At 44.0% G+C, this 13502-nt stretch carries 2 protein-coding genes; one reads left to right on the top strand and one right to left on the bottom strand.

The genetic code is table 11. The annotated features are described in order from the left end of the window. The first annotated feature begins 378 nt into the window (after positions 1-378). Positions 379-1134 carry a hypothetical protein gene (locus tag EAG18_RS13060; protein ID WP_125252822.1) on the top strand — a complete coding sequence of 252 codons (756 nt, stop codon included), beginning with the start codon at positions 379-381 and terminating at the stop codon, positions 1132-1134. A 228-nt stretch (positions 1135-1362) separates the two neighbouring features. Here EAG18_RS13060 and EAG18_RS13055 read toward each other — a convergent pair whose 3' ends face one another. Further along, entirely contained in the window at positions 1363-13488 is a 12126-nt protein-coding gene (locus EAG18_RS13055; protein WP_125252821.1) for an Ig-like domain-containing protein, read from the bottom strand. Positions 13489-13502: the final 14 nt, after the last annotated feature.

The raw sequence follows: 13502 nt of genomic DNA, 5'->3' as shown, positions 1-13502 counted from the left end.
AATTTCTCATTTAGAACAACTAAATAGCAAAATTTTTGCCTTGCCTACACGGATGTAGGTACCTTGGCGATAGCAGGACGCGGTAGCGGAGTTATCGACAAGATTTTCTCGCCTCAAAATAGACCACTTAATTAAGCAAATTGGTATTAGATGTTTCTTGTTCGTCACTTTTTACATTGCGCACGTGCATAGACACCTCATTGATTGCAATATTCACAAGTAGTATTTTCACCAGAGTTTCAGCTTCAAAAAAACGCTTCATTAACAAGTGGATACTGTAAAAAATGTAAAAAAATGTCTTTTGCTATTGTGTACTATTTTAGAAACTATTTACAGCATGTATACTGAATACGTATTCTGACAATCAAAGGAGATGAAATGAAATACATTTATGGGTTAACAAGTTTACTGTTTATTTTGGGAACCAGTGGCTGCTCTAGTGAGTCCACTACTTCAGATATTGTCGCGACCGAAAAAATTTGGGCAGACATTCGTCTTACCGCAGATGGTAAACGCGCACGAGTTGTTACTGAATTTAATAAAAACAGTAGTATAGGCGCAAATATTATTCTTAGCCCCAGCGACAAAGTACAAGCCACCGTTGGTAATGAAGTAAAAGTGTTAGAGATGGATGAAGATATTTTAGATATCGACTACCAAGGATACTTTAGCCAACCGGCTAAAAATACTGAATTTAAACTTGAATTAATAAGAAGTAAGGAAAACACTACACTCACCTCAAAAGTAGTCTTACCGGAAGAGGTGTTGTTATATTCACCGGTCGCTGCTACATATCGCAAAGATAGCCGGATAGTTGTTGAGTGGAAGCCAGTCAATGAGCCAGACACCACCCTCACCCTATCTTTTAACGCGAGTTGCACTTCCAATACAGGTGATCCTTCATCAATCAATCACTATGTAGAGTTGGATGATAATGACGGCAGCTACACTATTTTACTTGGAAGTATAGAAGGACTACATGACGATAGTTTGAACAAGAAAAAACCTTGTAAGTCGCATATTACCCTATCACGCTTAAAAGAAGGCACAGTCGATAGCCAATTTAAATCTGGTAGCTCAATACATGCCATTCAAGAAAAGGGATCTGAAGAGTTAGCTATCTTACTCAACTAACCTGAACTTGAAGTCACAAGCTGTATATTTATAAAATACTTGCTCAATTTGAAAGCGTAAGTCTGACGCTAACTATGTTAAAAGCTTAATATTTAACACAAATAATTAGCAATATTTTCTTGCCTAAAAATAGGTTACGTAATTAAGCCTATTGGTAATAACGGTTTCAATTGGCCGTTTAGCAGTTCAATAAAAATCGAATCGCTAAACGGCCAATCTATAGTAGCGCTAAAACTGATAACTCACGCTAATCGCTACATCTTGAACATCGTTTGCTGAAATAAAGTAATGACTGTAATCAACACCAAGCGTTAACTCATCCGAAAGTTGATAATGTACCCCTCCACCCAAGTAACCACTTGTACCACTGTCTTCAAAACGTGTTGAAAAGCGCTCTTCTCTCACACTGTTGATTTTGTAGTCCCAGTTAAATGCACCTAAAAACATTTTTCCAACAAACTTATCTGCAAAGGTTTTCGTGTAATTGAATTGCAGCGCTGGTCCCTCTGGTAATACCGGTGCAACACGCGAAATTAGATTTTGACTTTGCTCTGGGTTGCCACTTAAGCCTTCAAACTCCACGCTTCCCTGACCGAGATCAACATAACGCAGGCCAACATGCCAGTTAGGGATCAACTCATAGAATGCCCCAATAGACCAGCTGCTACTTGTATCATCTAAACTGATGAGGCTCAGATCTGGGCTAGTTAATTCACTATCCGCAGTTGATTGTCCAACTGACGCTTCAATGTTCCAACTACCCGCTTGCACTTGAGTGCTTAACACACATGTACTACTGATCAACGCAAAGGCTGGTAATAATGATTTCCTGCGGCGGATCACTAATGCACTAATTAACAGTACCAACATACCTCCCATCGTCCCTGAAGACGTATTTTTAACGGATGTTACCTCTTTGATCGATACAGTAACACGAACTTGTCCTTCAGCTAAAGCTCCTAGCTCATCTCTTACCGTGTAGAGTATGGTATCGACACCTTCAAAGCCAGATTTTGGTGAATAGCTCAAAGTACCATCAATATTTATTGCAACCGTACCTTGACTCGCAGTGGCAGAGACAAGACTTAATATTCCTCCTTCGGGATCAGCATCGTTTGCTAATACATCTATCGTAATTTGTGTACCATATGATGTCGCCGTGTCATTCGCGGCTTGAGGTGGCTGGTTTGCAATAATTGTCACTGTTGCAGTGCTACTGCTAGAGCCTCCCTTGCCGTCGGTGATACCGTACTGAATAGTTGCGTTGCCAATGAACGTGGCAGGTGGGGTATAGCGAAGTTTGTTATCTTCTATTGTAACATCACCAAAATCGACAGATGCGCTAGTAATCGAGAGTGTGTCGCTATCAGCATCGGTGTCATTTTCTAGCACGTCAATTAAGAGTGTTTGACCCGAGTAAATAGAAGCAGAGTCAGTATTGGCAATTGGCTGCGTATTATCACTAATTGGGACTGCAATACCACCTGGGTCAACAATGCTACCATTTGCTAGACCATCATCATCATTGGGACCACCGTCGGCTATTCGAAGCTGCACACACCAATCTCCTTCATTTAGCCCAGCAACCCACTCATTGCTGCCAGGGGGCGGACAAAAACCTGGTTCTCCCTCTGTTGAAAGTAGTTCGTTACCGTCGCCTAACACAAAGTCTTGCCACTGACCGCCAATCAGCTTTCGGTATACCGCATTTAGCGGGATTGGCTGACGTTGTGGTAGCACGATGCTGTACACATCACCTGGCTGTGGTAAACCCGTTGCAATGAAATCAAAGATCCCACCAGCGTTATTAGCTGTCGGATCAGAAGGTAACTCCTCCTCTAACAGCTGCAAACCACCTGTGTTATTTTGTGGCACTGTCGCGCCTTTACGTAGACAAACTCCAGGATCTCCCTCAACTAAGAACTGAGTCGACTCCAAGGCTTGTTCTTGAATAACATTACACTCGGTAATGGCATCCAGAAAATCAGGGATCCCATCGTCATCCTCATCAGCATAACCTTCTTGATCATCGGGAATTAAATCGCCATCACTGTCATCCCCAGTCAACTCAGCCAAGGTAGAGACAACCTCAATAATGATATTTCGAGAAGTAGATAAACTTGGCGTAGCATTATCTTCTGCTGTCACTTTCACTTTATAGATACCAGCAGAGATATTGGTAGGGTCAAACTCAAACACAAATGGGTCACTCGAGATATCTGTTATCGGTGAGTCCGGGATCCAAGATACGCTCACTTGATCATTTGGATTTGGATCTGAAGCTGTCGCTGTGATTGTGACTGAACCGCCAGATGTTGTAACTAAACTACGTTCTTCGCCACTCTGCGATACCAAGGTAGTAAGGCTAGGGGCGACATTTTGCTCAACAATCGTCACAACTGATGTCGATTTAGCCCCTTTGTTTACTGAATCATCAAGACTTACAAAGATTGTTTCATCGCCTTCGGCTACCCCATCGGCAAAAATATTGAAATTAATACTGGTGCTGGTGCCAGAGTTAATAACCACCTCTGCTGAGCGCAAATCATGATCTGAGCTATCAGCAGTGCCCGATACTGTATAAGGAATAGTGACAGGGTAACTCGGTGCAGGACCATTCAGATATACCGCTATTGAATGACTTCTATCTTCTGCAACTCTGCTATCTTTTTGCAATGATACAAGTGGGTTTACAGTTAAGTTTTGGCTGGCAGTCGCCACTTGACCTTGGCTATCAATAGTCTGCCAGTAAACTATATGTTTACCAGGTGCAAAAATCGGAGCACCCCCAACCAAAGAAACTGGCAAGGCATTTCCTGCACTGTCTGTCGCAACAGCCGTTCCAAGGTTCACTTTTGTATACAAGCCTGTTGCATTAACTGTTAAATCATTAGGTGCGGTGATTTCAGGAGTATTTCCAGTACCCGAACTACTTATGGTCACATTGGCCGTCGCTCTTGCCCGAGCTTTACTGCTATCTTCCACCAAGTAAGTAATGACGATTGGTACTTGTGAGTTTGGCACGGCTTGATACGTCAGCGTATCATTAGAAACAAACACATTACCGATTGAGGCTTTAGCACCCACGATAGTTAGTGCGCTGCCATCTGGATCGGTATCATTTTCTAAAACGGGTAACACATATTGATTAGACGCTTCAGGATCAAAGCTAAAGTTATCGTCTATAGCAATTGGTGCGTCATTCACAGATGTTACAGACATAGAAACCGTCGCCACGGCAGACGTCAACTCACCGTCAGATGCTCTGTAGGTAAACGTATCTGAGCCGTTAAAGTTTGGTAATGGAGTATAACTAAACACATTTCCTTGAACTCCAACGACACCGTTTTGTGGCTGTGAAACCAGTTCTACTGTTAATGTATCTCCATCTTGGTCACTAACGTCCGCTAGGAAACTCGTTGTTCCATCTTCGACAACGCTTCTTTGCATATTATTGGCAATGGGTGCCGCATTGACAGCCTCAACATTGATACTAAAGGCAGGTAGACTTGCACTCAAAGAACCGTCACTGACACTAATAACAATATTGTTATAACTGCCTACACTCTCTCTAGATGGTGTACCAGACAGTTGACCACTAGCAGTATCAAAACTTGCCCATACAGGCTGGTTTGTGATGGAGAAACTCAGCGTTTGAGAATCCACGTCGGTCGCTGAAGGCGTAAAGCTATATCCTTCGTCTTGTTTTACTGATGTACTCGGTGTGCCCGAGATAGTTGGTGCATCATTCACTGCATTTACAATGATACTAAATGCGGTCAGTGAAGATTCGGCTTGGCCATCAGATACACTAATCACAATACCACTATAAGTGCCGTCTTGTCCTTCTGTCGGCGTACCGGAGATTGTGCCTGACGTGCTATTAAAGCTTGCCCAACTCGGTAAATTGGCAACACTGAATGTCAAGCTATCGCCATCAACATCGGAGGCACTGGGCGTAAAACTATATGTGTTGTCTTCATTCACTGATGTGGGCGGCGTTCCAGAAATTACCGGACTGTCATTAACTGATGTTACTGTGATATTAACCGTCGCAGTATTGGATGTCAGACCCTCCGCATCATTCACAGTATAGGTAAAGCTATCATTACCGAAGAAGTTAGCATTCGGAGTGTACACTACTCGCCCCGTCGTTTGCACTTGCACCGTACCACCCTGAGGTTGGCTAACGATTACAACACTTGTAACGTCCAGCTGACTGTCTACATCTGTGTCATTTCCAAGTATATTGATCTCTATATTGCCATCTTCTTGGATTTGCTGAACCGGATTATCGACCGCCACAGGCGCATCATTTACTGCATTAATTGTGACAGTTACAGTTGCAGGGTCGGATCTCAGCCCTTCACTATCAACAATAGTATACGTGAATGTAAGCTCACCATTTTTATCTTGTTTTGGTGTGATAGTCAGTAGACCATCGGTACCCACAGTTACCGTTGCTAAATTATAATTACCAACACCATCTCCTTTGTCTTCTAGAGTAATATCTGAACCATCAAAACTTTGATCTTCTACATCTGAGTCATTAGCTAAGATATTTATGGTTGTAACAGTATCTTCATTGGTTGAGCCAGAGTCATTTGATGCCACAGGTCGGTCATTAATCGCGCCGATGTTGACGGAAATGGTCGCGATGTTGGACTTTCCACCTTCACTATCAAGGATCGAATAAGTGAAACTATCATCACCTGTTTCATTAGCATTTGGGGTATATGTTATGGTGCCGTTATTTAAATCAACGGCAGTTTGCCCTTTGGTTGGCTGCGATTCAATTGTGATTGCACCAGATGGATTGGTATCTTCCACATCTGTTGCACTAGCTCGTACCGTTAGGGCTGATGTTGGCGTGTCTTCATCAATATTCGGCGTAAAGTTTGCTGCTACTGGTAAATCATTAACCGGTGTGATAGTGATATTGACTGTCGCAACATTTGACTCAGCATCGGTCGAGTCTTTCACTGTGTAAGTGAAAGAATCAGAGCCGTTTGCATTGGCCGTTGGGGTGAAAGTAACAACACCATTGGTATTCACACCTAATGACCCTTTGGTCGGTTGTGTTTTAATCGTAATGGATGACGCGACTAAATTATTTTCAGGATCACTGTCATTGGTGGTGACATTAATCGCTTTTGCAACATCTTCCAATGTTTCTAACGCATCGTTCGATGCCGTAGGAGCATCCTCAACCGCATTCATATTAATAGTTACGGTATAAACCGGTGAGCTGGCGCTTGAATTATCTTCGACATGGTAGGTAAAAGTATCTGTATGATTTTCACTACCGTCGTGGATGTAGCTAAAGCTACCATCGGTATTGAGTGTGAGCGTGCCATATTGAGGATCTGTGTCTTTGACTATTGTTAGGCTATCACTGGAATCTAAATCGTCATCACTTGCAAGCGACAATAGGCCATTGTTCAAATCACGAGATAGTGTCCCTCCTTCATCGATCGTATAGCCAATACTCTGCCCTGTGGGGGCATCATTCGTATTTATTACTTCTATGCTAAATGCCGTCAATGAGTCGCTGTCAGTGCCATCGTTAACCGAAATCGTAATATTTGCAGTTGTCCCTACATCTGCATCAGTTGGCGTGCCAGACAGTTTACCAGTTTGAGTATTAAAACTTGCCCAACTAGGCGAGTTAGTAATACTGAATGTATGCGTATCATTTGTGTCAGAGTCCGTCAGAGTTGGTGTAAACTCATAAAGACTGTCTTCATTTACACTGGTCGCTGGTGTGCCAGAAAGTACAGGCGCAACGTTGTACTTTTTCGTTACCGTATCAGTAAATGGTGCGCTTTGGTTTCCAGCCGCGTCAGTAATAACAACGCTCAAGGTCAAGGTTCCCTCTGCCAAGCTCGACACATCAACAGAATTAACTTGAGCAGTCGTACCTGTAATGGTAATACTTGCTGAGCTGCTAACCGTATTAGTTCCATCCGATATTGAATACGAAAAGCTGCCCGAACCATCCAAACCAGACAAGGCGAAGCTTAATGCCGATTCATTTGCCGCGTTGATTACGCTTTGGTCTATCGTAGCAGTTACGCCCGTAGGAGCGCTGGCATCAATGGTCACCGATAATGCGCCACTGTCAGCGGTGTTACCCGCGGTATCAGTGGCTCTAGCTGAAATAGAATGCCCACCTTCTGACATCGCGGAGCTGGGTGTGATAGTCCAGCTACCGCTAGACACCACAACACTGCCAAGCGTACCGTCCACGCTAGAAATCAGTGTAACCGTGTCACCATTAGTCCCTGAGCCTGTAAATGTTGGCGTTGTATCATTAGTGATATTATCCGTATTTGACGAGCCGCTATCTGTAGCAGCAGTCATATCAGGTGTTGTTGGAGCATTAGGCACGCTTGTATCAATTGTGACGTTTAATGCACTAGAGCTGCTGCTAACGTTATTCGCACTGTCAGTGGCAGTGGCAGTAATGGCATGTACTATTCCTGCGGTTAGTGCAGAGGTGGTAATTTGCCAGTTGCCGCCTGTTGCAGTACCAGTGCCAATTACTGTGTTTCCGCTACCAACTTGGCTACTGTAAAGTTTAACTGTCGTGCCATCTTCCGCAGTACCAGAGAACGTTGGTGTGGTGTCATTTGTGATGTTATCCGTGTTAGATGCGCCGCTATCTGAACCTGCTATTAAATCGGGAGTAGAAGGAGCGTTTGGCGCAACGTCGTCAATAACCGTAATCGTGAAGGATTTTTGTAGCGTATTAGTTGAATCATCAGTTTGAATACAAACCGTATGTGAACCTGCATCTAAGTCATTTTTTACAGACAGCAAGGAACCGCTAATTTCAAAGTTCGCATTGTCAGTACTCGCTGTACAGGTTCCTGCATCACTGCTACCCACAGTAACCAAGGAATAAGTATGTGAGGAATCGTCGACATCAGTCGTGGATAAAGTGCCAATATTATACCCTGTCGTAGCAACAGACTGATTTATGCTGTTCGAGCTGAGTGTCAATGTCAGTAGTGTGGGGGCATCATCATTCGCCGTAATAGTGACAGCAGCTTGATTAGTCCCGGAGCTATTAGCTTCCCCATCATTAAATACATAATCCAGTGTCACTGAGGATGGCGGCGCTTCCGAACTATTTTGATAAGTAATACTTTGTAGTACAGAATCAACAATGGCAGAGGTTGCACTAGTGTTAAAAGTTAACACTAAGGTGCCAGCAGAGTTTGTCGTAACAGTGCCAACAGTGGCTGAGTTATAAACAAATGTATTCCCCTCAGTAAGCGTTCCCAATAATCCGCCGTTACCAAATATATCTTGCGAACTTGCACCACCATTTCGTGAAATAGTCAGGCTTGCGTTGTTGTAATTACCAACACCGCTATCAAGTGCATCAAGTTCGGTATCAGAAATCACCACATCAGAGTCAATTGCTACCGCAGAGCCATTTTCCAAGAAGGTTGCACCGCCATTTAAATTACTAAATACCGGCACATCGTTCGGGCTAACAAAGGTGATATCAGTATTTGCGCCGTTGTCAGCAACCGTAAAGACAAGCGAATTACTCGGTGCATTTGACAGGCTAATAGCTACTTCAACCGCACTGAAATCCGTCGCATCTGTATCAACCTGAAGTGTACTGGTACCATTAAAACGTACATTACTTGTCGTTAAACCGGTAACGCCAGTGATGGTAATGATATCTCCGATGCTTAAGTCCGTGATAGTATCACCATTGAGATCTGAGGCACTGCCCACAAAGTTATCATTACCAGCGTTACCTGTCAGTGAATCCGTACCTCCGCCAGGTCTAATGATGTCTGCACCACTACCACCGGTTATGGTATCGTTGCCATTAAAATCCGTCGCCGTCATGTTAATTGAATCGCCGCTGAGCGCACTTGCATTCAGTGTAAGTGCAGCCGAAAGCGGAAAGCCCAGTGAATTAGAAATGGCAACTGTACCGCCATCTGAGTCAAAGTTATCAGTTAGGGTTATCGTAAATATGTTTAGGGAACCAATCGCGATGTTCTCAATTTCAGATACGCTAGTGTTTGCAAAGTTGAATGTTCCGCCATCCATCAGCTTGAGTGTTTCTGATCCAGCAGCCCCCGTAATTGCAGTGGTAAAGCTGTTGCTAATATTAGCCGCGTCCAAAGTCACTGTTGCGCCACCTAAAAGCGTTAATGAACCTATATTAACAAACCCGCCGCTGGTCAAGTCTGCGCCATCAGAAGCGCGAACAGAGTCGGCAACAGTGGCATCCCCAGTTAATGTTCTGGCATATGCGCTGCCGCCAATATCAAAAATAATGGCATCATCAGCAGCAACAGCAGACACATTTGTTGTCGCACTGCCAACTGTAATGGTTCTGGTATTTCGAGTATCGTCGCCAACGCTGTAGGTTTCAACGCCTGTAAAAGTTGTAAAGTCTCCATCTCCGGTCAGGTTGATGGTTTCTGAGCCTGCTGCGGTGATGGTACCAGTAAAACTATTATGCTGTGCCACAGACATAGTTACGGTACTGTTTGAGGCAAGCGTTAGATTTGTAACTGCATTAATCGTCGCAGCGCTAATGTCCGCACCAGAACTTAACGCAAGCGTATCCGCTGTTGTGTTATCACCTGTAATGGTTCCTGTGTAGCTCAATGCACCAACATCAAATGTAATGGCATCGGTACTTGAAGTGCCAGTAACTGAGTGCCCAGCACCGCTCACCGTCACGGTTCTTGAATTATTACTATCATCTAGAAGCGTGTAACTTTCAATGGCAGTTATGGTTGAAATATCACCATCTCCAGAAACCGTTAGTGACTCTCCCGTTCCACCCGCAGTGACCGTACCTGTAAACCCAGAGATCTGAGATGCGTCTATAGTTATCGCGCCATCGGTTGCAACCGAGAGGTTTTCAAAACCGCTAACACTTGCACCCGCGATGCTGCCACCATCGCCGATATTCAGCGTGTCTGTCCCTGACCCCCCAGCCAATGTCCCGCTAGCACTTATGGCGCCAATATTCACGGTGTCATCACCACTACTACCGGTAACACTTTGCCCAGTTGCACCAAGCGTAAAGGTGTTTGCGGTTGACAAAACGTAAGCCTCAACGGCTGCGTTACCTGTTAATCCATCGGAAGTATTACTAATGGTTATCGTTTCAGAGCCTGCTGCGGTAATTGAAGAAACAGCGTCATGCTGTGATTCTGTCATCGTTACTGACGCACCACTTGCTAAGCTCAGCGTTTCAAACCCAGTAATTGACGTCGCCCCGCTTATATTGGCACCATTACCGAGCTGTAATGTATCCGTTCCAGTTCCCCCTGATAGCGTTCCAGTTGCGCTAAATCCTGCAACATTTACAGTATCATTACCCGTGCTACCTGTAATATTTTGACTCGCAGCGGCGAGTGTAATTGTAAACGCAGCATCTAAAACATAAGTTTCAATATCTGCATCGGCGGTAATAACACCATCTACAGTGGTGCTTGATAGCGTGAAAGTATTGGTACCTGAACCGTTAATCGTGGTAAAGCTATCATGCTGTGCCTCTGATAATGTCAAATTACCGGAAGAAACCGGAGAAAGCGTCTCAAACCCACTAAGTGAGGTAAGCGCTGTTAAGTCCGTGTTAGTCGCAACAATGAGCTCATCAGTACCAGCACCAGCTCCACCATCAGCGCTCGAGCCTGTTGCGTGGGTTGCATCAGCGATGGTCAACGTTTCACTTTCTGTAGTGAAAGTAATCGCAGGTGATAGGTTAGTACCACTATTTGTATTAAACCCTGCAGCATTGGAGCTTGCCGCGGTGACATTAGTCACTGATATGGTTGCCGTTCTTGATACACTGCTTGTAGAGCCATCATTAATAACAACCGTCACCGTTCTAGCCGTTTCATTTGGTGCGCTGGAGGTATTGTTGTATGTGATTGCTTGCAGAAAAGTTTGCACTTCTGAAGCTGTTGCTGAGGCACCTGTTATTGAGATGGTATCTTGTAACGTAATATCAGAGGCGCCAGAAACCCCTGTTAGCGCATTTTGTGCCGCGGCCGTTACATTCAACCCTTCAGCAGCACCGTCTTGATCATTAGTTAATGACACAGTAACCGTGGTTATCGTATCCCCATCAGCCTCGGTGACAGCCGCATTTGTTGCAATATTAACAGCCCCTCCACCTTCTGAGAAAGCCGCGCTGCTGTCATCTGAGCCAGAGCTCGAATCTAAGTCAACCACAGGCAGGGTGTTGGCTGTTGAAAAATTAAAAGTAGTATCGTCGCTAATGCCTGCAAAGCTAAAGCTTGCATTATCATCGACTGCGGTCGCGTCAATTCGTATCGCGTAGTTGCGGTTGCCGGTTAAATTTGTGGTTGGGTTTAAATAAATTTTGTCACCCGAAATACCGATACCACCCGCACCAGGAGTTGTTGTTGCGGTAGCAGACGTCACATCAAAAACCTGAAAATTACTACTACCTGTCACGTCTCTAATGGTAATGTTGCCAGTCCCAGCCACAATATTTTCACTGAAGTCGATAACAATATCATTGCTGGCTGTCACGTTAGTGGCATTGTCATTTGGCGTAGAATTAGCGCCATCAAATGTTGGCGCTGCTGTATCGACAGTAAACGCAGTAATTGCTAAGGGTGTGTTGGTATTACCTGCAGCATCTTGGACTGTAATAGTACAGTCACTATAGGTACCCTCTGCGAGTGGCGAAGTGTTGTCACTCTGGGTTAGGGTTATTGTTTGGTTTCCAGTGCTGCTAATCGTTGTAGAAGTTGATGTACCACAACTGCCACCAACAGATAATGTGCCAGTTTCAGTAGTACTAAACGTATAGTTTGGCGTTGTATCACTCGTTGGTGTCGACACCGCTGTGACTTCAGCCACCGTTGGCGCGGTGGTATCCACTACAAAAGATGGAATATTGAGTGTATTACTAGTATTCGACGCATCGTCCGTAACCGTGATTGTACAATTACTGTACGTTCCATCTGCTAAAGGCGATGAGTTGTTTGTTTGTGTTAACGTGATGGTCTGGTTACCCGTACTACTTATGGTGGTGGAAGTTGACGTACCGCAACTGCCTCCAACAGCTAACGTGCCAGCTTCGTCTGTAGTAAAAATATAATCAGGTGTGTTGTCTTGGGTTGGCGTAGTAACCGGTGTCACTTGACTGATAATAGGGGCTGTCGAGTCTGGTGGTGAAATATTAGTTAAAACCAAGTTGTCGATTTTGCTAAATTCTATATCTGAGTTGTCACTTTTACGGATCGTTACTTTAGTGATGCCAGTCCAGTTTAAATTAACCGTTTGACCTCCTCCATTGAGAGAGACACTCGTTGAATCATTGTTATCAGATTCAATGGTAAAGGCTTGTACAGTAGCAGAATATAGATAAAGGCTAGTAATATCGAACGTTTGGTTTGTACTAAAATCAAAATACAGTTTTTTATCACCTGTTGACTTGCTATCCCAATCAACGTAACAAAACCCTAGGTAGCAATATAGCGAGTTACCGTCAGGGTCGCCATCATCAATAGACAACCTCGCTGTGTAATTAGTATTAAAAGTGTAAGTAGTAGGCTCTCTGTACTCCTGCTGGGCAAAACCTCCCATATTGATGGTTTTATCAATAGCTAATACATCACTAAAATCTCTTAATGCGGCCTCAGAAAAAGGGGTAGTAGTATTCACTTCACCTTTATGTATTTCTAGCTCCCAGTCGCCATTTAGATCGCGACTACCCGTCAAGTTATTTGAGGCTGCAATATCAACATGCGTATTTTTTTTAATGATTTCGACCAATTCAAAACCATGATTGCTGGCCGCTAATTCACAGCCATAAAATAACAGATCAGCGCCGGGCTTCATTGCTTGATTTATCGCGTCAGTAAGCTGACTATCGTGTGCGAAGTCTGTTTTATTTACTCGCTCATCGCCTAAGTGGATAGTGCCCGCTGTCGCATGTGACACCAAGTGGATAGCATCAAGACCACGATACTGCTTAAGCCAAAATATCAGTTGTTGCTTACCGCTAGATCCTGCTTTTAAATCGATAACCTCTATACCAGGACGGATGCGTTGATAAAACAAGTGCTTATCTTTCACATCAGCAGCAAGGATAATTAGCTCTTTCACACCAGCCAGTTTGCTTAGGCTAATTTCCCCTTCTGTTCCTGTCGACTCTTCGGTTTCATCAACGGATGGTTCTAATTGATAATTTGATTCACCTCGTGCCAAACGCTCAGGCTGAATAATACTTGGATGAAGGTTAAAAAGTGCGCTTTGCTGTATCGCAGCAAAACTACTGACAGGTAATAGAGCGGAAACTATTCCATTTAACACGAGATGATGCATATTACTTCCTTCTT

The sequence above is a fragment of the Pseudoalteromonas sp. J010 genome (assembly GCF_003934235.1).
In the GTDB taxonomy this organism is placed as follows: domain Bacteria; phylum Pseudomonadota; class Gammaproteobacteria; order Enterobacterales; family Alteromonadaceae; genus Pseudoalteromonas; species Pseudoalteromonas peptidolytica.
Note: the sequence above shows the minus strand (reverse complement) of the source record. Positions and strands in the feature narration are given on the sequence as shown.

Bases quoted from the DNA above. Each gene is read 5' to 3' on its own strand.
- EAG18_RS13060 (WP_125252822.1), top strand. From the start codon at position 379: ATGAAATACATTTATGGGTTAACAAGTTTACTGTTTATTTTGGGAACC.
- EAG18_RS13055 (WP_125252821.1), bottom strand. From the start codon at position 13,488: ATGCATCATCTCGTGTTAAATGGAATAGTTTCCGCTCTATTACCTGTC.